The sequence below is a fragment of the Gemella haemolysans genome (assembly GCF_012273215.1).
Classification (GTDB): domain Bacteria; phylum Bacillota; class Bacilli; order Staphylococcales; family Gemellaceae; genus Gemella; species Gemella haemolysans_A.
In genome coordinates, this window is the sequence record NZ_CP050965.1 from 964,643 (window position 1) to 990,682 (window position 26,040).

General features: G+C 30.6%; 12 protein-coding genes and 1 pseudogene. All 13 read right to left on the bottom strand.

From position 1 onward, the window contains the following. Positions 1-17: 17 nt before the first annotated feature. Entirely contained in the window at positions 18-335 is a 318-nt protein-coding gene (locus tag FOC48_RS04600; protein ID WP_003145827.1) for a hypothetical protein, read from the bottom strand. 231 nt (positions 336-566) lie between these two features. Beyond that, positions 567-8,069 carry a Rib/alpha-like domain-containing protein gene (locus FOC48_RS04605; RefSeq protein WP_172497872.1) on the bottom strand — a complete coding sequence of 2,501 codons (7,503 nt, stop codon included), beginning with the start codon at positions 8,067-8,069 and terminating at the stop codon, positions 567-569. Between the two features lie 693 nt (positions 8,070-8,762). Beyond that, positions 8,763-9,227: pseudogene (tnpA, locus tag FOC48_RS04610) on the bottom strand (IS200/IS605 family transposase). 507 nt (positions 9,228-9,734) lie between these two features. Further along, positions 9,735-13,238 carry a BspA family leucine-rich repeat surface protein gene (locus tag FOC48_RS04615; protein ID WP_172497874.1) on the bottom strand — a complete coding sequence of 1,168 codons (3,504 nt, stop codon included), beginning with the start codon at positions 13,236-13,238 and terminating at the stop codon, positions 9,735-9,737. A gap of 34 nt (positions 13,239-13,272) precedes the next feature. After that, entirely contained in the window at positions 13,273-13,881 is a 609-nt protein-coding gene (locus FOC48_RS04620; RefSeq protein ID WP_003145821.1) for a YSIRK-type signal peptide-containing protein, read from the bottom strand. 225 nt (positions 13,882-14,106) lie between these two features. Then, positions 14,107-15,459, bottom strand: coding sequence for a sensor histidine kinase (locus tag FOC48_RS09960; protein ID WP_035466751.1), 1,353 nt, complete (start codon positions 15,457-15,459; stop codon positions 14,107-14,109). A gap of 2 nt (positions 15,460-15,461) precedes the next feature. After that, positions 15,462-16,112: a response regulator transcription factor gene (locus tag FOC48_RS04630; protein WP_003145817.1), complete on the bottom strand. Its 651-nt coding sequence runs from the start codon at positions 16,110-16,112 to the stop codon at positions 15,462-15,464. A 229-nt stretch (positions 16,113-16,341) separates the two neighbouring features. Further along, the gene (locus FOC48_RS04635) at positions 16,342-17,994 is read right to left on the bottom strand and encodes a thioester-forming surface-anchored protein (RefSeq protein ID WP_172497876.1); all 1,653 of its coding nucleotides are present in this window, start codon (positions 17,992-17,994) and stop codon (positions 16,342-16,344) included. A gap of 752 nt (positions 17,995-18,746) precedes the next feature. Then, positions 18,747-21,041: a protein translocase subunit SecD gene (gene secD, locus FOC48_RS04640; RefSeq protein WP_003145814.1), complete on the bottom strand. Its 2,295-nt coding sequence runs from the start codon at positions 21,039-21,041 to the stop codon at positions 18,747-18,749. 137 nt (positions 21,042-21,178) lie between these two features. Continuing rightward, entirely contained in the window at positions 21,179-22,012 is an 834-nt protein-coding gene (locus tag FOC48_RS04645; RefSeq protein WP_003145813.1) for a Cof-type HAD-IIB family hydrolase, read from the bottom strand. Then, positions 22,012-22,446, bottom strand: a complete 435-nt coding sequence (locus FOC48_RS04650; protein WP_003145812.1) for a GtrA family protein — start codon at positions 22,444-22,446, stop codon at positions 22,012-22,014. The genes FOC48_RS04645 and FOC48_RS04650 overlap by 1 nt, the downstream gene beginning before the upstream one ends. Positions 22,447-22,781: 335 nt before the next feature. Next, positions 22,782-24,347: a peptide chain release factor 3 gene (locus FOC48_RS04655; protein WP_003145811.1), complete on the bottom strand. Its 1,566-nt coding sequence runs from the start codon at positions 24,345-24,347 to the stop codon at positions 22,782-22,784. 20 nt (positions 24,348-24,367) lie between these two features. Beyond that, positions 24,368-25,864: a UDP-N-acetylmuramoyl-L-alanyl-D-glutamate--2,6-diaminopimelate ligase gene (locus FOC48_RS04660; protein ID WP_003145810.1), complete on the bottom strand. Its 1,497-nt coding sequence runs from the start codon at positions 25,862-25,864 to the stop codon at positions 24,368-24,370. Positions 25,865-26,040: the final 176 nt, after the last annotated feature.

The following is a 26,040-nucleotide window of genomic DNA, read 5'->3' on the forward strand; positions in this document are numbered from 1 at the left end:
TTCTTATTTTTTATATACTATTTTTTTATTAATGTATTTATAATATTACCTGCAATATAACTAATTCCATTGCTACTTGTAAGTTTAAATAATTCATTCATATCTGGAGTTAGTGCATTGTCTTTAGAATATGATTCCAGTGCTTTATTTATCATTGGAGACACTAATCCTGCACCTTGACCTTGATTTAATTGTTCAAGTGCCTTATTTAAGATATCACCAACAAAAGATGGAACTTGATTACTACCGATAATACTATTTAATAATTCTTTAATTTTGTCATCAGATCCATTACTTCCTGAAGATAAAACATTATCTAATATATTTTTTAACATTTTACACCTCTCAAATTTAATAATATTATTTTATCGAATGAAACATAAATATACTATAGATATGTTCAAGTTTCTAAAATTAAAACCCAGGGTTGGAGTTTTTCCATTCCTCAACCTTAACAAAGATACTATTTTTTTCAGTATGATCCTTCAAAAAAGCACTCCTGATTTTCATCAAGAGTGCTTCTTCATTTACTACTTCAAAGTAAAATTACTTTAAGAATAGTTTTTTTATTTTTGTTTGCGTCTTCTTGCAGCCGTTGCTAATCCTAAGATTGCTAATCCTAAACCTGCTAATGCAGAGTTGTTATCTGCGATACCTGTATTAGGTAATACTTTTTCACCTGCTTTAGCTACTGGAGCTTTCGGTACTTCTGGTTTTGTATTTTCAGAAGGTTTTTCTGGTTTAGCTGGTGTTTCAGGTTGTGGTTTATTACCATTTTCACCTTGTGGTTGTTCTGGAGTTGTTGGTCCAGCTGGTGTTGATGGTTCAACATGTTTAGGTGTTACTGTTACTGGTACTTCTACTGTAACTTTACGTCCATCAGGTAATTCTACTTCTACAGTTACAGATGGTTTAGCACCTGGTGTTGCAGTTGTTGGAATTTCTCCAACTTTAGTAACTTTCCATCCTTCTGGAAGGTCTACATGTTTCTTAACATCTTCTTCAGTTACTGGAGTTCCTACTTTTACTACTACTGGAGTAACTTTAGGTTTTACAATTACTGGTACTTCTACTGTAATTTGTTTTCCATTTGGTAATTCAATTACTACTGGAACCACTGGTTTAACACCTGGTGTATCTGTTCCTGGTTTATCTCCGATAGAAACAATTTTTCCACCTTCTGGAATCTTAACGTTTTTCTCAACGTCTTCATTAGTTATTGGATCTCCAATATTTTTAACGATATCCTTAACTGGTGTTACATTTACTGGTACTTCTACTGTAATTGTTTTACCATTTGGTAATTCTACTGTTACTTTAACCGGATTCTTCTTACCTGGTGTTGTTAAGTCTGGGATGTTTTCTACATTCGTTACTTTTCCACCTTCTGGAATCTTAATTCCTTTAGTGTAATCCTCTGGTGTTAATGGTGTCTTAGTTACTGGTATTTCGATTTCCTTAACTGGTGTCACTGTTATCGGTACTTCTACTGTAACTACTTTTCCATTCGGTAATTCTACTGTTACTTTAACTGGATCTTTCTTACCTGGTGTTGTTAAGTCTGGAATGTTTTCTACATTCGTTACTTTTCCACCTTCTGGAATCTTAATTCCTTTAGTGTAATCCTCTGGTGTTAATGGTGTCTTAGTTACTGGTGTTTCGATTTCCTTAACTGGTGTCACTGTTATCGGTACTTCTACTGTAACTACTTTTCCATTCGGTAATTCTACTGTTACTTTAACTGGATCTTTCTTACCTGGTGTTGTTAAGTCTGGAATGTTTTCTACATTCGTTACTTTTCCACCTTCTGGAATCTTAATTCCTTTAGTGTAATCCTCTGGTGTTAATGGTGTCTTAGTTACTGGTGTTTCGATTTCCTTAACTGGTGTCACTGTTATCGGTACTTCTACTGTAACTACTTTTCCATTCGGTAATTCTACTGTTACTTTAACTGGATCTTTCTTGCCTGGTGTTGTTAAGTCTGGGATGTTTTCTACATTCGTTACTTTTCCACCTTCTGGAATCTTAATTCCTTTAGTGTAATCCTCTGGTGTTAATGGTGTCTTAGTTACTGGTGTTTCGATTTTCTTAACTGGTGTTACATTTACTGGTACTTCTACTGTAATTGTTTTACCATTTGGTAATTCTACTGTTACTTTAACCGGATCTTTCTTACCTGGTGTTGTTAAGTCTGGGATGTTTTCTACATTCGTTACTTTTCCACCTTCTGGTATTGTAATTCCTTTAGTATAGTCTTCCGGTGTTAATGGTGTCTTAGTTACTGGTGTTTCGATTTCCTTAACTGGTGTTACATTTACTGGTACTTCTACTGTAATTGTTTTACCATTTGGTAATTCTACTGTTACTTTAACCGGATCTTTCTTACCTGGTGTTGTTAAGTCTGGAATGTTTTCTACATTCGTTACTTTTCCACCTTCTGGTATTGTAATTCCTTTAGTATAGTCTTCCGGTGTTAATGGTGTCTTAGTTACTGGTGTTTCGATTTCCTTAACTGGTGTCACTGTTACCGGTACTTCTACTGTAATTGTTTTACCATTTGGTAATGTTACTGTTACTTTAACCGGATCTTTCTTACCTGGTGTTGTTAAGTCTGGTAGATTTTCAACGTTTGTTACTTTTCCACCTTCTGGAATCTTAATTCCTTTAGTGTAATCCTCTGGTGTTAATGGTGTTTTTGTAACTGGTGTTTCGATTGGTTTAGGTAAAGCTTCTACAACATTTACTGGTACTTCAATCACTTTTGTAATTTCATTTCCATCTTTATCTGTGTATTTAACTTGTACTTTAGCTGGTGTTTGTTTTCCTGCATTTTCTGTTCCAGGTACAGTGTTTGTTTCAACATTTGTTACTGTAACTGTTACACCTTCTGGTAACCCTTTAAGATTTTTAGCTGCTTTTTCTGCTTCTTCTTTAATAGCTTTTTCTAATTTAGTTTTATCGCTATTTTTCAGTACTACTACACCTTCTGGTTTAACTTTTGGTAATACTGTTACTGGTACTGGTACTATTTCTTCACGTTTATTAACCCCTGAACCGTATGTTACTGTTACTGGAGCTGTCAATGTATCATCTCCAACTTTTCCAGTTGTTTCAGGAAGTTTAGTTTCATCTACTGTTTTCTCATTTCCTTTAGTAGTAACAGCATCTTTTAATTTTTCTGAAGATGGTTTATCTCCTTCTACTACATAAACAGGTTTTGCAGTTGAAACTTTTGGTTTAACTTTAATTGTAAACTCTTGATCTGTTTCTTTCCTAGTATCAAACGTTGGATCCTGATCAAATGGATTATCTACAATATCATATCCCATAGATTTCAAAACATCAACACGTGCTTGAACTTTTTCTTCTGGAATTTTATCTCCTGATTTACCAGTAAGATCATCAATATTATATTTCGCATCTAATGGTGTTTCAACACCTTTCTCATCTACTGAAACAAATTTAACTTTTGCTTTTTGATCATCTTTATCATAGGTAATCTTGATATTTGCTTTTGGATCTGTAATTTTCGGTGGTTTATATCCTTGTTCTGGATTTGCAGGATTTACTGGTTCTAATGGTGTTCCATTTCCATCTTTCGGAGTATATCCATCTTTATGAGGAATAATTTGCGTAATTTCTCCTGTTTTCGTTGGATCGTTTGGATCATTAGGGAATGGAATTGGTTCTCCATCCTTACCAGTTGTTGGATCAACTGGAATCCAGCTTCCAATCTTCGTATAAGTAACTTTATCAGTTTCATCAGGAATTACTTTTGTATCTTTTACAGGAGTTACTGCTTCTTTCGCTGGAATTTCTTTTTTATCTGCAATATATCCAGGTAGAACATCTACCCCAACTTTATCCCATGTTTTATTTGGACTTTCCCAATCTGTATAAGTTACTTCTTTAGTAACAAGATTAACGCTCGCTTTTCTTGTGAATGGCACCGTTTGAACAGTATCATCCTTAGCTTTTACTTCAGGAGCTGTATCAGAATCTTTCTTCACATAAGAAATCACACGTTTAGCAGTTGTATTCAAATCAGACTCTTTTAATCCATCTGGCCATTTAAGATCTGGATTTTCTCCATTTGGATCTACTGGACTATCTTTTTCATGAGGTGTTGACGAAGAAACTTCAACAATTCTAGGTTTTACAACAATTTTAAATGTTTGAGAAGGTGCTGATGAACCATCTGTTGGGTTAACATCTTCCTTGTCATCAAATGTTGGATAGTGATTATCTTGAGTATGATATTCATCACTTTCTACTTCATAACCTTGGTTTTTAAGTTCTTTGATTTTGTTATCAACATCCGTACTTGCTGGTAATTCTGAACCAGATTTACCAGTTAAATCAAAGGTAGAAACAACCTCATTAGCTCCTCCATCTACTTTCTTCTCAATGACTACTTTAGCTTTCTGAGTTGACGGAGTATACGTAATTGGTGATGTTCCAAAATTATCAGCTGGTGTAAATCCTTCTGGAACATTGTATCCTTGTGTTGGATCGTTTGGATTTTTCGGTGTTAATTCTTGTCCGTTATATACTGGAGTATATCCTGGTACATAAGGAATTGTTACAGTACTAAAGTCCCCTGGTTTTGTTGGATCTGTTGGATGATTTGGATAATTTATTTTTTCTGGTGCTCCTTGTGGTTTCTTACCTGCTGGGTACTCAGGAACAAACGAACCAATCTCCTTATAAAGAACTTTCTTCACTTCAGAAGATACTGTTCCATTTTGTGTTGGCTTAGGAGCATCTTTTTCTGGTACAAGTTTATCCGCATTATCTACTAATAAATAATTATTTATAACTCGAGATTCAGCTGAATTATACTTACCATTAGTACCATCTGCTTTAGCATCTGTTAATTTATCAGCTTCATTGTAAACTTCCCAATCAGAGTAAGTTACCTCTTTTGTTTCTGGGTTAACCGTTGCTGTACGTTTATACGTTACTTTTTGTACTTTTTCAGCGTATAGAGGAGTTGCATCATCTTTGTTTGCATCTTCTTCTTTTAGATACTTAATTGTACGTGTAACTTCTTTAACTAAGTCTTCTCGAGTAACTCCTGCTGGATATTTACCAAGATTTTCGTCTCCTTCTTTTACAGGTGTATCTGCTGTTTTTGGAGATACTGGAGCTGTTGTGCTTGGATTTGTTGGGTCTGTTGTTACTGTTGGATCTACTTTAATTAAATCTAATACGTGAACCGTTACATCGACTTCTGTTGATTTCTTACCTTCACTATCAGTTGATTGAACTTTTACAGTATAATCTCCAACTGTAGTTGTATCTAAGTTACCTGCATTACTTACTGCGATTGTTGGTTTAGTAGACTCAACTCCATCACGATCATCTTCTAAGTCAGTTGCTGATGGTTTAGCTTTTTCTAAAACTTTAGCATTGTTCCATTTATCAGCTTCTTTTGTTTTATAAACATATAAATCTCTTTTCTCAACTGCTACTGTTGGAGCTTCGTTTAGAACATTAGCATAAGCTGGATCTGATTCGTTACCTGCTTTATCAAGCACAGTGACTTTGATACGTTTGTCCGGATTTGTTGTCTCATTCGCTTCCGTCAAATCTGTGCCTGCTGGAACTGGAACAACTAATTTACCATCACGTACTTCAACTTTTGTTGCACCATTATACCAACCATCTGCTTTCTTCGTTAGAGTAATTGGTGTTTTACTATTCGGTAAAGTAACTTTTAATGAAGTTAATCCACCAATAGCTTCTTTAATATTCTCTACCTCAGTGTTCGCATCACGGTTCGTTCCGTTATTTCTATCGTTTTCAGCAATATCTTGTTTTTCTCTAGTTTCATCTGTTAAGTTTGTTTGTTTTTCCGTAGGAACAGAAACTAGCAACTCTTTAACTTGATTTTTATCAGTTTTTTCGCCAATAATACTATCTGTATGGACTGGTTCTACTGTAGGAGCAACAGGTTTAACAGTATCAATATAAATTGTTTTATTGTAGTAATAATCTGGATTATCTGTATTTCCAAGTGCATTAAATGTATTTCTATATGGACTATTTGGATTTACAACGCCTGTATTTTCTAATACTCTGTTTCCTTGTAAATCTGTAAATCCTTCTTTAATTTCTGCAGTTACTTTAAAAGTAGCAGTCCCTTTAAAGTTTTTCGCTGTTGTGAAATCAATACCGAATGTTCGAGTTCCATTTTTGGCAGGATCAGAATCCCCCGCATTGAATTTCAATCTAAGTGTTCTAGTTGTTTCATCATATGATACCACTTGGTAAGGACCAGGCCAATTCCATTCATTTGCTTTTTTTACAGAATCTTTTAATTCAACACCCTCAGGAATTTTTACAGTATATTCATAAGCACCATAAGTTGGTAACCCTCCTACATTTTTCACAGTTACTCTTAATTGACCAGACTCTTTATCTTTATACAATACATCTTGACCATATGAAGAAGTTGATTTATTACGGATAACATCTGTTGTCATTTCTAAAGCTGCACCAACAGTCAAGTTAACTCCTCCTACAAAATATCCATCTTCAATTTCTGTTTTACCATTTACAGGATAAGTCTTTTTAAATGCCGGACCATCTTCTAATGCTTTAATCGTTATTTTAATTTTTTTAGTAGTATTTGGAGTATTAATAATGGTTCTCCAGAACCCAAAACCATTACCATTTCCTCCATCTCCATAAGGAGTTGAAACGTGTGTTGTTTCACTATTATTATTCGCATCTGTTACTGTTCTTAAAACTTCACCCGTATCTGCATCTGTAACTGTGATTTCTACTTTTTCACCAGTACCAGCAGTCCCCATATTCCCATATGCTCCACCCGTTAATGCACTAAGGTATAATCTAGAATTCGGATTAACATTAAATTCTTTTGAAATTTGTGTACCTTTTTTATTCAACTGAATATAATAGCCTTTACCGACAGCAGAATGTTCTGCATTATTTAAAGGAACACCAGGTACACTTGAGTAGTTAACACCATTTGCATAGTTTTGATTTGCTTTATTAGGCGCTAAAGGATTGTTTGGAGTAGGAGTATCGTTATACTGTCTCTCTATACTTCCATTATTATCGTAAACTTTAGATGGTTTGGGTTCAAATCCAGCAGGTCTATCAGCCGCAACTTCTGTTGGAGCTTCAGGTTTAATAGCTGTTACATAATTATTTGTTCCTTCTATTTTCCATCCATCAATTTCATTTTCAATTCTTTTTTCTTTCCAATTATAAGTAATTTTTCCTAATTTCTCTGGTGCTGGGTTCGGAATAGCAGCATTATTTCTCGAATATTGGTTTTCGACTGTTGTAGATTTTTTCACAACATCTGGTGTATTAAAATCAATATCTCCGAATTGATTTTTCAAACTTGATATAACGTTATCTACTGGGTTAGCTCCCACCCCTCTTTTATTATTACTAGTAGGACCTTCTGCAGCTTTTTCTCCTACACCAGTAGGTGTTGTCCTAAATCCACTTTCCCCTTTACCTGGTATAGCCTTCCCATTTCTTAGATCTTGGTTTTTATTTACTTTTTCTTCTTTAACTTCTGCCTTAGGCTTAGCTTCTGAAGTTTCTTTAGGTTCTGCTTTAGCTTTCGGCATACTTTCTAATACGAAAGCTCTATTTTTTAATGCTACTGTCGCTTTATCAACTTCACCTTGTGTAGCTGTTTCACTTGCTTCTAAAGCTTGAGCATTAGCTAATTCTGCTTTTCCTTCTTCAATTGCTGAAGCTGTTTTTTCTGTTACAGTTGCTTTTGCAATTGCATTTTGGACACGCGCGATTGCAGCACTTAGGTTAGCTCTGTTTGCTTTTGCTACTGTTGGTGCAGGTGTTTCTTCTTTAGCTGTTGTCGTTGCAGCTGGTGTCGTTGCTGATTCATTAGCATTGTTTACCACAGTATCGTTACTCGCTAAAGCGTTACCCCCTCCTAAGAATGCAAATCCAGCTGCCACTAATACTGAAGCTGTTCCAACATTGAATTTTTTAATCCCGTATTGATTAACTTTTTCAAGTTGTTTTTGTTCATTCATTTTTTTATTATTTTTACTATACATATTAATCCTCCTTTAAATCTATAGTTATAAATCAAAGAAATTATATCGTTACAAATTTATTTGTATAATTAAATATTTTATAATTCTTTTCATATAAATTTAGTAACTTTTAAAATTAAAACCTCCACTAAAGTTAATTATACTATACGATAATATATTTATCAATAATTAAAGGAATAAAAACTTTATCAAATTCAATTCAAATTAATTCACAATTATATTTATATTACTCATTTGATATTTGTATCACAGAAAATTATTTGCACACAAAAATCAATTAATACAATTTTATTTGTTAAATTAATTTTAAAAATTCGTTAATTTTTTTAATTCTTCGATTCAATACTATTTTTAAGCTTTTTATATTTATTTTATTCACTTATGGCATTTCTAACTTTCTTCTGACCTCAGTTTATAAATTTATAACTAACTATTAAATTACTTAAGCCATCTCTAAGATAAAATTATATTCATACTCGATTTAAATTTTTATTTGCAAATTATATTATTTTTTACATTTATTTTTTTAAAATAATTATTTTAATATAACTAAATAATGACCACCCCTGAAAAGGGGTGGTTTTCTCTTCGGGTATAACCCTTTGTTACTAACACGCACCTCAAGGCGCTGGCTTTCACATTCGTTCAAGCCCTATTGTATTTTGACGCCCGCTACCCGTTAAACGGGTTTATCTACTTTTTCTTATTTCCAAATGGATTTGTATATTCTTTTGTTGTCAATTTATCTATTGAAATGTCATGCGTTTCTTGTTCTCTGATATATTTTCTTATTGTACTTTCAATCAAACCTACAGTACTTACATAGTATCCTTCTGCACAAAATTTTCTATTCCCATACTTATATTTCAAGTTTGCATGCATATCAAATATCATCAGTGAACTTTTTCCTTTCAAATACCCCAGAAAACTTGATACACTATATTTCGGTGGTATTAATAACAGCAAATGTATATGATCTGGCATTATATGTCCTTCTATTATTTCCACTCCTTTATACTTACATAACCTTTTTATTATATCTACTATATCTCGTTTGTATTGATTAAATTCTATTTTTCATCTATACTTAGGGGTAAATACAATATGGTATTTACATAACCACTTTGTATGCGATAAACTATTATGTTTATTTGCCATAATTAAAATCATCCTTTCTTTATTTTAGAGCTTGAACTACTCTTATTTTATCAAGAAAGGATGATTTTTCAATTGTTTAACTTTTATATCGCACCCGCATAGCGGGTGATTTTTTGTTTCGGAGACTTTGCCTCCTCAACTAGCTAAAGCCATTAATCTAAGCAGCAAAATGCTGCCTAGATCTTATTTCCTATTTTTCTCTATGCCCCGAACTTGACAAAGAGCAAAAAAAATCTAAGTAGCAAAATGCTACCTAGATTTCATTACCTATTTTCTTCATCTATCAAATCTTATGAGAAGACTATTATTTTTACCGTTTTTTTAAATAATCGGGAAATAGACTCAATAAATTTTAATGTTTTGAGCTAGTTTATTTACAAGAATAAATATCTACTTAAATATCTCATTAAACAGTCTGACATATAGAACAGACTCTCATTATAACAATTATTTTTATTATATCTCATATTTCTCATTTTTACTTTGTTATTACAACATAATCACATACTATTCTTTTCTTTTAAATAGAATAAATGTTAAAGCCATTACTATAAACGCTCCTAATGCTGCTAATCCTTTTTCTTCTTTTCCTGTATTCGGTAATTTTTCAATATTATGATTTACTCTTCTTATTTCTCCTTTGCTGTGTTGATTCTTTTGTATAATATTATCTTTAGACATTTTTTGTTCTTGAATTTCTATCTGATTTGACGAATTATTATTATTAATTATATCCGTAATTCCTTTGACTTTATTTACAAATGCAAACTTGCTAAAATGATTTGTTTTAAATACTAATTCACCATTTTCTTCCTTAGATTGAATCTTTTCTAATTCTCCATTATTTTTAATATGATAAACTCCAATATTTTTCATATTTTCTCCTGCGAGTGCAACTCTAACAGTTCTATTATCTGTAATTTTATTTACTTTACCTTTTTCTAATAAATCTATATCAAAAATTCTTACATAATTTACATTTAATTTTTCTTTGATATTATTTATTAATTTGTGATCTTTTATTTCATTAAATAATATTTCATTAGCATTTATAACTTTATCAAATTCTACTGTTATTTTATCGTCTCCCGACAATGCTTTTAATTTAAACATAGTTTTATTGTTATCTTGAGTTTTAATATTTTCAATTAACTTAGATTTTTCTTTTTGTTTATCCACTTCTTTTATTTGTTTATCATAATCTAAACCATTTTTCGTCTTGTCGAAAGTATTTGTTTTTGACTGCGCATTATTATCACTTTGTCCGTCTGATTCTTTTGATTTATCTGTATTTTTTTCTCCCATTTTTTCTGGTAATTTCGGAGTAGATTCTTTTTCTTTACCTGGAGTTTTTGTTTCACTTTGTTTTTCCATTTCTGGTTTCACTTGTGGATTTTCTCTATTTATCTCTGGTTGTTTTTCTTCTCCTGGTACGGCTTGCGGAGTTGGCTTATTCTCTTCTGGTTGTACTTTATTATTTTCATTTTGTTTCGATGATTCTTTTGATTTATCTGTATTTTTTTCTCCTATTTTTTCTGGTAATTTCGGAGTAGATTCTTTTTCTTTACCTGGAGTTTTTGTTTCACTTTGTTTTTCCATTTCTGGTTTCACTTGTGGATTTTCTTTATTTATCTCTGGTTGTTTTTCTTTTCCTGGTACGGCTTGCGGAGTTGGCTTATTCTCTTCTGGTTGTACTTTATTATTATCATTTTGTTTCGATGATTCTTTTGATTTATCTGTATTTTTTTCTCCTATTTTTTCTGATAATTTCGGAGTAGATTCTTTTTCTTTACCTGAAGTTTTTGTTTCACTTTGTTTTTCCATTTCTGGTTTCACTTGTGGATTTTCTTTATTTATCTCTGGTTGTTTTTCTTTTCCTGGTACGGCTTGCGGAGTTGGCTTATTCTCTTCTGGTTGATTACGCTGAGGTATATTTGCATTATTACCTTTATTAGGTTTCTCTTTTTTCACTTCCCTCCATCTTGGAGTAAGTTCCATATCTTTAACAATTTCTTTAGAGACATCTTCACTCCATCCTGCAAACTGATAACCCTCTTTAGATGGTGTTGGAATAAATCCATCAGCTATTTTTCTATTTTTTCTTACTTTTAATGTAACTTTAGTTTTGTTCTCACTTCCAAAATAGAATGTTACAGTATAAAAATCCTCCATTGGAATACTATATTTTTCTCCAACAGCTACTGTTGTTAAACTTGGTGTATTTTTAAATAAATCTTCTTTAGGTGTTAACGTTGGTGTAGATTCCCCTGCGTTTCTCGTATCGAACGATAGCAAGTTTAGTCCTTTAATTTTTGTTGCTCCATCAAACATATTTGAAAAATCAACTACCTTTGAAGTATTGAAGTTATCTCCAAATACAATTTCTTCCAGTTTTTCCATCTTGTGAAACATGTAACTTAAATCTTGAACATTTGATGTATTAAATTTACTTAAATCAACTCTCTTTAATGCTGTACCTTGTAACATTGACTTCATACCAGTTGCATTTGTAGTATCAAAATTAGTGAAGTCAATTTTTTCTAATTTATCATAACCATAGAACATACTTTGTAAAGTTCCATTCGCTTTAACTTTACCTTTAAATACAACTTTTTTTACTTTATCTTTATACTTTCTAATATCTTTTCCATATGAAGATAACTGTTCATTTACATTTTCAGTATGTGCCCACTTGATATGATCTTTCCCATTATCGAATTCTCCTTCTTTACCATCTGTTGGTGAAAACTCTAATGTTCCATCTTTATATACTCTCCAAGTAACTGTACCTAGAATTCCAGATGCTTTTTCATCTACAAGTAGTTCATTATGGTTCTTCTCATAGATTTCTTTTAATTCATTTAAATATTTATTTTTCAACTCATCAATTTTTTTATTCTCAGGAAATTCATCTTTCACTAATGCTTCTCTAGCTTCTTCATATTTCTTATCTAGATTTCTAACCTTCTCCCTACTAAAGCTATCTTCTTTTAATCTAAGTTTATCAGCATAATCTCCTACTTTTTCTATTAATTCTTCAATTGCTTTATATCTATATGGTACTCCTAATTTATTTTTTAAGGTGTTTTCTATTTTATCTAAAACTTCCTCTCTAAATTCTCCTAAATCCTTAGGTGTATCTATTTCTTTCTTAAGTTCTTCATATAATTTTTCAAATAAAGTTAGAAGTTTTTCTTTATCCTCTTTTGTATAAATCTTACCACCTTTTTTGGCAATTTCTTGAACTTCTTTTATCTCTTGTCCTGCTATAGCAGCTCTCTTATCTTTTTCTAATAATTTCCCATCTCTCGTATTATTTTCAATAATCTCGCTTTCACTATTAGCATCTTCACTTCTATTAGGGAATTCATCTCGTTTTGATGAAGAAATTAAATCAGAACGTTTTACAGAAATTACATCACTTTCACCTGCAGACAGCGATGTACCATCAACACTTTTTTTACCTCTTACTATAACATTATACTCAACTTTTTCCTCTAAATTATTGAAGATAACTTCTCCCTTTGAATCGGTTTTCTTATTTTCAATTTTCTGACTAACTGTATTTTTCAATTCAACTGTATAATCTGTAACAGGTTTTTCATTTTCATCTACTACTTTAACTGTAATTGAATTCTTATTTTTATTATTTAGCTTTGGTATATTTTTATCAAGCTCTTCAATTTTTTCACCTGAAGCAGCCTTATTCAAATTAATTACATAATCATCTAATAGTTTTTTAAGTTCTAACTTTGCAGGGAAATTCTGGTCTTTTATCTTGTTTAACCCAATTTCATATTGTTTTTTTAACTCTTTTTTCCTTTTAATTTTTTCGCTATCTTCAACAGTTTCTAAATTTTTATCTATCTCAGATAATTTTTTTTGATATTCTTCTCTTAAATTATTTAAAATTTCGAATCTATCTAAATTATTCCCTAAAGTATATTCTTCTTCCCTACTTATCTCATCTATTATCTTACTCGCAAAATCTTTTTCGTTTCTTTCTGACATCTTGGGGATACTCTCAATAAGATCCTCTTTCAATTCACCAAAACCTTGTAATAGTAAAGTTTTTTTCTTCTAATGTATAAATTTTACTTCCATGTTCTACTCTATCTCTTGCATTTTCAATAAAATCAGTAATTATACTTTCTCGTTTTTTATCATCAAAGTTCTCATTAGTTGATATTTCTCTTCTTACTCTTGGTTTTACATGATCTTTTTCTTGATTATCATTTCTTATTGCATTATTCATATCCTCATTGTTTTTTGTCACCTCATGGAAAGTGCTTTTATTAACAGGGGTATCTGCATTTTTGGAATTTACCACATCCTTCGAAGTTTGAACTGAATCAACTCTTTCTTTAATTGACTTTATCGCTTTTCTTATCTCGGAACTTTCCCCTTCATTATTATTCACCCCTTTTTCTTTTTTAGTATTTTCTGAAGTTTGTTCCATATTTTTTATTGTTGGTGGTACAACTCTTCCTTGTATAACTGATTCAGTAGTTTCTTTATTTTCTTCTTTTGTATTAGAGTCACTAGCTTGCACAGTTCCTCCCATAAACATTATCGAAGCAACTGCTACACTGAATACTCCAACACTATATTTTCTTATTGAATATTGATTTGTTTTATTAAATTGTTTTAACATATTTTATCTCCTTTAATCTTAATAATCACATTATATTCAATTAATATTAAACCAATATGAAAAAATACGTATAATTTCATTTCTTATTAATTTTTGAATTAACAAAAAAGCATCGAAGATGATATCAAGATTTTAAAAAAATCTCGTTCTCTCTTCGACACTTTATTTTTAAAAGTAATATTTACTTTTTGTATTAAAGACTATCTATATAACTCATTTTATGATCTAATTTTCTTTTTTACATTCATTAAAATTAATACTAAATCTCATCCCTTCATCGATTGGTTCTAAACTATATGTATAATTATAACTATCTAAAATATTTTTCACTATATACAACCCTAATCCTGAACCTCTATTCTTATTACTTTCTATTGTATTCGAGTGAAAGAAAATTTTAAAAAGATTACTAAGTTCTTTAGAAGTTAGTGGTTGACACGTATTATCTACTATTAGACTATTATTACTAAGATAAATATTCACTTTACCTTCAAAATATGAATACTTAATAGCATTACTAATTATATTACAAATTACTTTATCCAAGGCTTTTTTATTCATATCTACTTTAAAATCATCTATTATCTCATAAGTTAATTTTATATTTTTACTTAAATATAGTTCTTCATATTTCCCTAGAATATTTCTTATGAATGATGACATCTGTATTGTATTTTTATTTTCTGTCCATTCTTGAAATTTCGAAGAATCTAGGACTTCCTTCAGCAGCGAATCCATATTATCGATTACAACTATACTTTTTTTCAGGTACTTCTCATGATCTTTATATCTACCAATATTAAATAGCATATTTTCAGACATTATTCTTAAACTAGTTAACGGTGTTTTTAATTCATGTGATGCACCTCTTAAAAAGCTTACTTTCTGTTTTTGCATTCTACATATATTTTCATTTTTTCTTTCTAAATCATCTATTACACTTATTAACTTTTCATAAAGATTATCAATCTGTCTACAAACATCGCCAAATTCATCTCCATAACATGTATTAAATCTAACACTCTTATCCATTTGCTCCATTTTCTTTGTTACTCTGGAGATATGTAATAATGGACTTACAATTCTCTTTGAGTAAAAATACGAGAATATAATTGAAAAAATTAATGTTATACAGGCTATTACTGGAATTGTTAAATTCATCATTTTTATAAATCTAGTTTTTATATCTTTATTTAAAACCACTTGAACATAAACATGTTCTCCATCTTTTGTTGTTAGTTCTCTTTCTTCAATTAAAAGATGATTGTCAAACGTATCTTCTTTTATATCTAAGTCATGTGTTAAACTAAAAGTTCCATTCTCTATATCTCTTCTCAGATGTGCAGCTACATTTATATTTTTTGAATATGCGATTAACTCATCTCTTATAACACTAATTTCTTTTCCTTCTAGACTTCTAACTAGTATATCAGCACTTTTTCTAACTTCTTCTTTCTGTTGTTCAATATAAACATTAGGAAAGATTAGATAAAAAATTAAATGAGCTAAAACAACAACACTCCCTAAAATACTAACTGTGTAAATAAATGTTTTGGGTAAAATCTTAAAATTTTTCATTGTCAAATTAATTTATACCCCACATTTTTTACTGTGACTATACAGTCAAGACCTAATTTCTTTCTTAAATTTTTAACATATACATCTATTACCCTGTCTAATGGAGGCTCTTCCAGACTATTCCACAACTGTTCTATTATCTGTCCTCTACTTAAGACTCGGTTTTGATTTCGCAAAAGTAATTTCAGTATATCAATTTCTTTAGGTTTCACATCTACCGAATTCCCTTCGAAAGTTGCTGTATAACTAGAAAAATCAATAATCGCATCTTTATATGTCCAAATTTCATGTTCACCGTAATGTCTATTTAATAATACTTTGATTCTACTGGCTAACAAAGGCAATGAAAATGGCTTGATAACATAATCATCCGCAGTTAATGCAAAGCCTGATAATTGTGTTTGTTCATCATTCAATGCACTTAATAATATAATTGGTACATTACTTGTTTTTCTTATTTCTCCTAAAACTTCAAAACCTGTTTTTCCTGGTAACATTATATCTAGTATCACAAGGTCTACTGAATTATCTCGAAAAACACGTAACGCTTTTTCTCCATCTTCAGCTTTAAAAATATGATATCCTTGGGTACCTAAATACTCTGATATACCTTCTAATATTATTTTTTCATCATCTACAATTAGTATATTCATTTAAATTCTCCATTCAATAGTTTTTATAGACATAACATAAAGTCTCATTTTATAAATAAATGTACGTTAAAAAAGTAAATTAATCTTGTATATAATGTATAGTCAGATACTTAATATTCTAATAATCAGTTCCATATATATAATAACATGAATTAAACTACAAGTCATTTATCCAATAAATATTTCATTAAATCATCTAAATGTTAATTATTCTATAATATTTTATGTTTTACTTTCTAAAAATATTTCTCGTAATATTTTTTCTGAAAACTAATAAACTAACTAAAACAATTATAATAGCTATAGCACATTTATATGTAGACGTCTCACTTCCAGTATTAGGCAAGGATCCCTTTTCTTTTATAGTTTCTTTCGAATTTTCTTTTGACTTTTCTTTTAAATTATTATATTTCTTATGTTTATTTTGACCTGTAAATTCTTTCGTTTGAGGAGACTCTTCTATTTCTATTTGATTCCCTGTATTTTCTCCTCCTATTTTCTCTGTATTAGTATTTTCAGTAAACTCAAATAAGTTATGCTCTTCTATTTCTTCCACAACATTTGATCTATTTGATCCACTCTCTTCTTTTGGCATAGTATCTTCACCAAATTCAACATAATTATTCTCTGTTGTTTCTTCTATCGTTCTACTATCTTCTCCCTCTTCTTGTTTCTTTAGATTTTCTCCAGTAATATATTCAGTTGCTGTATCTTCACCAAATTCAACATAATTATTCTCTGTTGTTTCTTCTATCGTTCTACTATCTTCTCCCTCTTCTTGTTTCTTTGGATTTTCTCCAGTAATATGTTCAGTTGCTGTATCTTCAATAAATTCAATAAAATCTCCTCCTGTTGATATCTCTACATTATTATAATTAATTGATGGTTTTATATAAGTATTTGTAACAGTTAATTCATTTTCTTTTTTTACATAATCTTTTAATTGTAATGATTCTCCGGTCTCATCTACTTCTTTTACTGAATATATAAATTTCTCTCCCTTTGAGTTAGTTGCAGGTAACATTTCCCATATAACTGTTGTCTCTTTATCCTTTTTACTATCAACTTTTTTTAACTCCGCTTCATTTACAGCTTCTTCAGTTCCATCCTCTATATGTCTAAATAACTTTAAATATATAATAGGTTTCTCATCTGGTGCATCTATCCAAATTTTCTTTGCACTAATATTTTTTTTTAAAATTGGTTTTAAAGGTGTCGCTGGAATATTTTCTACTACTGGCTCTACGCTAATTACAGCTTGATAACTCTCATCTTGTGGTACAAATATATTAAATTTAGTATTTGTATACTTATCTAAATCTTTATTATCAATTAATTTTAAGTATGCAGTTTTCATAGCAATTGCATTTTTTCCAGAATAATTTTTATCTACTGGAGCAGTTGCTTCTGTAAAATACCACACCGCATCTTGTGTAACTTCAATTTTTTCTTGTTCTGACAATTCATTTAAATAACCATTTTTATTAATTGGGTATCCTTCAGTTACTACTTTAGCTATTTGTTTTCTCAAATTTGTTAATTCTGGTTTATTGTGTTCATATTTCGATGCATATTGTTTTAACGTTTCTTCATCACTACTCTGTAACTTTTTATATAATTTCTTTGATGATAGCTTTGTTGGTGGAAAATGTTTCGTTAATTGAAAACAATACCCTTGATAAACTCTCCCTGTTCCCCCTAGTTCAGCTATCTCTAATTTGTGGCTACCTCCTTCAAGTGTACTTCCATTATCATAAATTTCATATTTATACTCACCTTGTGATCCTGTGTTCTCTACAGCAAATGATTTATTCGCTACTAGAAATGTTAGTGTAAAAATACATACTAAGCTTGTTAGTAGTATATTTCGTATTCTACTCAATTAAAATACCTCCTAATTTTTATGTTTCCCCTATCTAATCAGCTACTTTATTTACTCCTCTATTAAACTACTTAATTTATCTTTTATATTTATAATAACAAACAGTTGTTATTTAATCATTAGATACCTCCTTAACTACAAAATGAGAAAGAAAACATGTAGGTTTAACTACTGTTACTTTCTCTTTAAAATATTCTATATACATGAAAAATATATACGGTAAAATGATTTTATTTTCATTTCACAAACAAGCATACACTATCAATATGAAATAAATATGAATTGTATATGAAATATAAAACCAAATACATTAGTACTAATTTATTTACCTAATGTAATATATTGATTTTTCTACTAAATAATTATAATCAAATTTTCAGCATTATATTTACATTCATACTCATTATTTTAATGTTAATTTTTAAATTTTAAATATTATCTGTCTCAAAAAAATAAAGAAAGAGAGAGAGTATTCTATAATTTCTAAAATCTCTCTCTTTAAGAAAACCAGGTTGAAAGGATATTGTATATCCTGCTTTGTTTCGTTATTATTTAATTTTCATCAATTAGTCTTTGCTTAATATTTAATTTTATTCTGATAGGAAAAAACAATTTTTATCAACCTTAGAAAGTAACCAACACTATTACTTTCTATAATTAGTATACAAACTTAATATGAAATAATTATGAAACTAAAAAAAAAAAAAAATAAGACCCAAAACTAAGTTTCCTTAATTTTGAGTCTAAAATTTCTATACTAAAACTTTATCGTTTTCTTTTCTCTCTTTTGGAGATTGACGTACACTTATTTCGATTTTTCCTTTTTTGTTTAACTCACGTACTTTTAATACTGCCCATAATTGAGCTGCGATAAATAGTGATGAATATAAACCAAAGACTAATCCGATAAGTAATGCTACGTTAAACGTATAAATTGAACTACTTCCTAGTAATAACATAACTACTACCGTAATTATAACTGTTAATACCGTATTGATAGAACGAGTTAACGTTTGTCTTAAAGATACGTCTACAAGTTTATAAATTTGTTCTTTTGATTTCAATACTTTTTCATGATGCATATGTTCACGAATACGGTCAAATGTAACGATAGTATCGTTGATTGAGTAACCTACAATCGTTAATACCGCTGCGATGAATGTAATATCTACTTCTAGTCTTAATAAACTTGTTATGAAGATAATTATACATACGTCGTGTAGTAAGGCGATAACACTTGTAAGTCCCATACGCCATTCGAATCTAAATGCTACATAGATAATGATACCTATTGATGCATACATTAATGCGAATAATGCGTTTTTAGCTAATTCTTTACCTATTACTGGAGATACAACACTTAGGTTAGCATCTTTTTCATATTTTTTAGCAAAGTATTCTTTTATTTCGATTGATTTTTCTTGTCCAAAACTCTCTTTAGAGTGAATTGTCGCTTGTTTTTTATCTGGTGATAAAACTATTTTTTCATCTTTTACTTTTAGATTGTTTAAATCTTCTTGAACTTTATCTACTGATAATTCAGTGTTAGCAGCTACGTCTATACGAGTACCACTAGAGAAGTCAATTCCTAGGTTAAGTTTATTCATTCCTAGAGAAATAGATCCTGCAATCATAATTGCAATACTTAAAGCGAAGAATTTCTTCATGTGCTTAGTAAAGCTTAACCATTCAAATTTTGTACTTAAGTTAAGTGAGTTAATACCAAACTTAGTTTCATGAATACTCTTCTTACTTACACCGAAGTACCCTGGGTGATTATTAAAGATGTTAGAGTTTACTAATAAACTTAGTAATAATCTAGTACCAAATACCGCAGTTATAAAGCTGACAAGAATTGATAGTAATAACATTGTCGCGAAACCTTTAACACTACTTGTACCAAAGATGAATAGTACTACTGCAGCGATAACTGTCGTAAATTGCGAGTCAAAGATTGTCCATAATGATTGTTTAGCACCGTCTAAGTATGCTTTTTTCAATGGATATCCAGCACGTACTTCTTCTTTAATTCTTTCATACATGATAATATTGGCATCGACCGCCATACCAACCCCAAGAATTAAGGCTGCGATACCAGGAAGTGTTAGCACCCCTGAAATCATGTTGAAGAACACTACTGTGATATACACGTATGCAACCATCATCACACTCGCTACAAATCCAGGTACACGATAAATAACTAACATGAATAAACAGATAATAGCTAATGCGATAGCCCCTGCATATACTGTTTGATTTAGCGCATCGGCACCGAATTGAGCACCTACTGAGTTAGAGTAAATTTCTGTTAATTTAACTGGTAAAGCACCTGAGTTTAATAAAGCTGCCATTTCTTTAGCTTCTTTTACAGTAAAGTTACCAGTGATTTGAACATCTTTAGAGTTAATAGTTTGTGCTACTTGTGGTGCAGAAACATATTTAGGTTTCTCTTTAGCAGCTTCAGCTTTGAATGAGTCTCCTTCATTGAAATCCATCCAAATAACCATTAAGTTTTTCCCTTGACCACGTTTACTGATTTCTGAAGTAATATTACCGAATTTATCAGCATCTTTTAACTTCAAGTTAACATCTGGCTTATTGTTTTGATCAAATCCTTGAGAAGCTCCATTTTCTTGTAAATCAGATCCATCTAAAAGAACTTTATCTTCAATATCACGAATAGTAAGGTTCGCTTGTGTTGATAATACTTTACGAGCTGATTCTTGATCTTTTACACCTGCAAGCTCAACACGAATTCTATTTCCTGATTCAACAGTAATAACCGGCTCACTTACCCCAAGAATGTTAATACGTCTACTAATAGTGTCCGCAGTTGCTTTTACAGCCGCTTCATCTATAGTTTGACCTTCTTTAAGAGGTTCTACTTGGTATAGCACCTCAAATCCTCCTTGAAGATCCAGTCCAAGATTTACTTTTTCTGCATTAGATTTTGAAGTTAACCCTATTGAAGTAAGGATAATAACTACTAATGACAAGAAGGCAAGTATTCTACTGAACTTTTTCTTCTCATTTTTTCTTCCTCTCATGAAAGTTCTCCTTTATTTTATTTTTCATTGTACAATTTATAGTAATCAAATATAAAATTATTTATATGTAAATCGCTATATAGGTAATTAATACGCTACCTTCTAATTTATCAAATTTTCGCTAACTTATCAAGTATTTATTTAATTTTTTTATAATAATCCTCTACATATTTAATGACAGAAAAATCATTATTATTTCCGATAACTTCATCGCACATATTTTGAATCTCATCTTTTGCATTATTTGGACAAACGCTCCATCCTGCTACATCGAACATTTCTTTGTCATTAAAATTATCACCAAATACCACACAATCTTCGATTGGAGATTTGTAATACTCGGCTAATTTTTCAATTGCAGTACCTTTGTTACATCCTTTCGGCATGATATCAAAGAAATTAGTCGCTGAAAATGTTCCATCAACTTCTAACACTTCACTAACCTTGTTATAGAAATTCACCACTTTATCATGATCTTTCGCAATCATCATAATTTTTTGGCAATCTTCATTGTTTTTCTTAAGTTCCCCAATGATGTCTTCGTGAATATACATAGGTGTTTTTAATTCCTCAGGCATATCCGCTTCTATACGTTTCATACGTGCCATGCTAAATGATAAATGTGTACAGTATATATAGTTTAACGTATAAACATGAAATTCTATCTCATCATCGTTTAATTCTTTAAACATACTGTATATTTTTTCTATTTCTTCCGTTTTAAAGCTTTTTTGATATACTATTTCACCCGTTAATAGATTTCTAATTAAACTTCCATTGTTAGAAATAACTACATCGTTCATCCCTAAGTTGTGATAATAATGTTTTACAGCAATATCAGGTCTTCCTGTGGCAATTATGAATTTACTTCCTTTATCTTGCAGTTTGACAATCACATCTTTCGCATTAGGTGCAACTTCTTTTTTATCATTCAAGAACGTTCCATCCATATCAGTAATAAACCATTTCATTAGTTATTTTTCTCCTTTGTGAAAACTAAAAATTTACTAATTACATAATTAGCAACAAGTACTACGAATTGAATAATAAATTTACTTAAATATGCATTCATTCCTAAGTAAATGAATAATTCTACTCCGAATACTTCTATAACAAGTGTAGATAATCTAGCTGTGAAAAATTTTGTAAGTTCATAAAGAACTTTCTTAAATCCAGCAGCCTTAGAGTTAAATACGTATTTAGCATTAACAAAATATGCGAATAAAATAGATAATGTTATAGATATTAAATTTGCTGGTCTAACTTCCATCCCATAGTAATACAAAATAAAATATGTACCTACATTTACAAGTGTCGTACAAACTCCAAAGAATATGTAATTCACTATACTCTTGTATTTAGGTTCTTTGTAAAGATCCAGCATTTTCTTTATTAAATTTTTCATGCTATCCTCTTTATATTAAAATTTTGCCAACACTTAATTATATACCTATAATCAGTTTTTTTCAAATTTTTACATGTTAATTTCTAATTCAAGTTAGAATTGACTTATGAATTTTTTAGTAATTCAATTTTATACCATTTTTCTTTGACTAAATGCTAAAAAGAGAGGTTTTTCAACCTCTCTTCTGTCTTTAAACTTTCACCTTTGGTATATAGGCAGTGAGACACCTTCTTTATATTCTCAGTATATCAATTAATCTTTTAACTGTCAATAAAATTAACTAGTTTTAAATAAATTTGAAATTTCTAATTTATACACAACTTATTTTATTTAACCTACAGTTTACTGAAAAGCTTAACTTCTGGGTATTTATCGCTGAACCAGTTCATCGCGAAGTCATTTTCGAATAAGAATACGTAGTTATCATATAAGTCTTTAACTAAAATACTTCTTGAACTTGACATGTTCTCATTGATTGAATCTTCATTTTCAATCCAACGAGTAGTTTTTTGTCCGATACGTTCCATTATTACTTCTGTGTTGTATTCATTTTTCATACGGTGTTCAAACACTTCAAATTGTAGTTGACCTACTGCTCCTAAGATAATTTGATTCGTATGTAATGTTTTATAATATTGAATAGCTCCTTCTTGTACTAGTTGCTCTACACCTTTGTGGAAGTGTTTTTGTTTCAGTACGTTTTTAGCTGAAACTTTTACGAAAATTTCTGGTGTAAATGAAGGAAGTGCTTCAAATTCAACTTTTTTATTTTGATATAGTGTGTCTCCGATTTGATAGTTACCGCTATCGTAAAGACCAATAATATCTCCCGCATAAGCTACATCAACTGTAGCTTTATCATCTGCCATGAAATTAGTTGAACGTGAAATTTTTAATTTTTTCCCTGTTCTTGCTAAGTTTACATCCATACCACGATTAAACTCACCTGAACATACACGTAAGAATGCGATTCTATCACGGTGTTTAGGGTCCATATTTGCTTGGATTTTAAAGATGAATCCTGAGAAGTCTTCTCCTGTTGGTTGAATATCTTCTTCATTTACTCCACGACGACCTTTTGGTGTTGGTGCATTATCTACATAGTAGTTTAAGAAACTTTCCACTCCAAATGATGATAATGCTGATCCGAAGAATACTGGAGTTTGTTCTCCTTTTAGTTGTTTTTCATAATCATAATCAACACCCGCTTCAGTAATAAGAATCATATCTTCTACACATTTTTGATACATAGTATCTTGAGCAAGTGGATTATCATCAACGATATTATACTCTTCATCTAACTCTACAAAATCACTATCTTCATTGAATGGTTCGATAAAATGATTTTTTCTATCCATAATTCCGAAGAAGTTTTGTCCCATACCTACTGGCAGGTTCATCGGATATGTTTCAATTTCTAATTTATCTTCAATCTCAGCTAATAATTCTAGTGGATCTTTAATTTCACGGTCAACTTTGTTGATGAATGTGAAAATTGGAATTCCACGCATACGACAAACTTTAAAAAGTTTTAATGTCTGTGCTTCAATACCTTTTGCTCCATCGATTACCATCACTGCACTGTCAACAGCCATAAGTGTACGATATGTATCTTCTGAGAAATCTTCGTGACCTGGAGTATCTAGGATATTGATAATTTTGTTATCATAGTCAAGTTGCATTACTGAAGATGTTACAGAGATACCACGTTGCTTCTCTATATCCATCCAGTCACTTTTTGCATATTTTCCTGTTTTCTTACCTTTTACCGTCCCTGCTTCACGAATTGCTCCACCGAATAAAAGTAATTTTTCTGTTAATGTAGTTTTACCAGCATCGGGGTGAGAGATAATGGCAAACGTTCTTCTTTTTTCTACTTGTTCTCTAATTTTTTCTACCACGTTATTTTCCTTTCAATTTTTTATTTTATATTAAATTTCTTTTTCGCTTCTTCTACAGCAACGATTGGATCTGAATGCCAAACTTTTTTACCACCTTGAAGAATCTCATAATCTTCACGCCCTTTTGAGGCTAAGATTACTACGTCTCCCGGTTTTGATAATTCAATTATACGTTTAACCGCATCTGTTCTGAACCATACTTTTTCATAATTTTTATGAGTCATACCTTTTTCAATTGACCCCATAAGAACTTCTACATCTTCATCGCGTGGGCTATCTGTAGTAATAACAACATAATCCGCTTCTGAGATAATTTCTCCAATTAATGGTCCTTTTGAAATATCTCGTCCACCACCCATTCCTGTTACCAGAAGGGTACGTTTTCCTTTTCTTATTTCACGAGTTGCTTCTAATAATTTTTCATATCCATCTGGAGTGTGAGCAAAGTCACTAATTATATCTATCGGTAAATCATCACCTAAAATTTCCATACGACCGTATAAAGCTCCTAGTTTCGGTAATATATTAACTAATTGCTCTACACTATATCCTTTTACCCAAACAGCACTAAGTGCAGCAAGAACATTACTTACCATAAAGTCTCCGATATAATTAGTAGTACATTCAAAAGTACCTTCTGGAGATTTTAGTGTGAAACTTGTTTTATAGATTTTATCTTCTTTAAATTGTTTAATATTATATGCATAAAAATCAGCAGTTTCATCTTTGATAGAATAATTAATTTCTTGTTGATATAAGCATTTAGAAATAATTTTATAATAACTATCATCTTTGTTCAACACACCAAACTTCGCTTCTGATAGGTTATTTCCTAATGTTGAGAATAGTAAACTCTTATCATAGGCATAAGTTTGCATATCCCCATGAAAATCTAGGTGTTCGTGTGTTAAGTTCGTAAATATTGCTACGTCGATATCTACATTATAAATACGCCCTAAAGCCATTGCATGCGATGATGCTTCGAATGCAAGATTCTTGATATTTTCATGGCGTAACTCTCCGATTTGATTATGTAATGTTACTACATCAGGAGTTGTATTACCAAAATAAATCGGTTCATCATCATTTTTACCAAAACCATTAGTTCCAATATAAGCACTACTTTCTCCTAGATTTCGTAGCATATTATGAACTAATGTAGAAATACTCGTCTTACCGTTTGTTCCTGTTACTGCAACTGTGTGAATATCAGCACCTTCATTAATCTTTTTAGCTATCATACTAGCAATTTTTTCAATTTCATGCTCTCTAACAACAAGAACAGCACAATTTTCTACATTATAATTTTCATAACGACTAGCTATTACTAAAGCCGCCCCTTGTTCAATAACTTTTTCTATAAAGTTGTGACCATCTACAGTATAACCTTTAATAGCGACAAATACATCCCCTTTTCCAATTTTTCGTGAATCTTGAGAAATGCTGTTAACACTATCTGGTAATTTTCCATAAATAGTTTTTATTTTTATATTATCAATAATATCTAAAATATTCATACTATCTACCTTTTTCTTATTTTCTAACTACTAAATTATACCACGCATACTAGTAATACTCAACCAACAACGGTAATTATTTTATTTTCACTAGTAATATTGATAATCTTTTTTCTTTATTATTTAACGAATTTCTGTCGACAATTGACTTTATATTTCAGTTATGTTGATAATTA

Bases quoted from the DNA above. Each gene is read 5' to 3' on its own strand.
- secD (WP_003145814.1), bottom strand. From the start codon at position 21,041: ATGAGAGGAAGAAAAAATGAGAAGAAAAAGTTCAGTAGAATACTTGCC.
- FOC48_RS04620 (WP_003145821.1), bottom strand. From the start codon at position 13,881: ATGTTAAAACAATTTAATAAAACAAATCAATATTCAATAAGAAAATAT.
- FOC48_RS04645 (WP_003145813.1), bottom strand. From the start codon at position 22,012: ATGAAATGGTTTATTACTGATATGGATGGAACGTTCTTGAATGATAAA.
- FOC48_RS04630 (WP_003145817.1), bottom strand. From the start codon at position 16,112: ATGAATATACTAATTGTAGATGATGAAAAAATAATATTAGAAGGTATA.
- FOC48_RS04650 (WP_003145812.1), bottom strand. From the start codon at position 22,446: ATGAAAAATTTAATAAAGAAAATGCTGGATCTTTACAAAGAACCTAAA.
- FOC48_RS04615 (WP_172497874.1), bottom strand. From the start codon at position 13,238: ATGTCAGAAAGAAACGAAAAAGATTTTGCGAGTAAGATAATAGATGAG.
- FOC48_RS04605 (WP_172497872.1), bottom strand. From the start codon at position 8,069: ATGTATAGTAAAAATAATAAAAAAATGAATGAACAAAAACAACTTGAA.
- FOC48_RS04660 (WP_003145810.1), bottom strand. From the start codon at position 25,864: ATGAATATTTTAGATATTATTGATAATATAAAAATAAAAACTATTTAT.
- FOC48_RS04600 (WP_003145827.1), bottom strand. From the start codon at position 335: ATGTTAAAAAATATATTAGATAATGTTTTATCTTCAGGAAGTAATGGA.
- FOC48_RS09960 (WP_035466751.1), bottom strand. From the start codon at position 15,459: ATGAAAAATTTTAAGATTTTACCCAAAACATTTATTTACACAGTTAGT.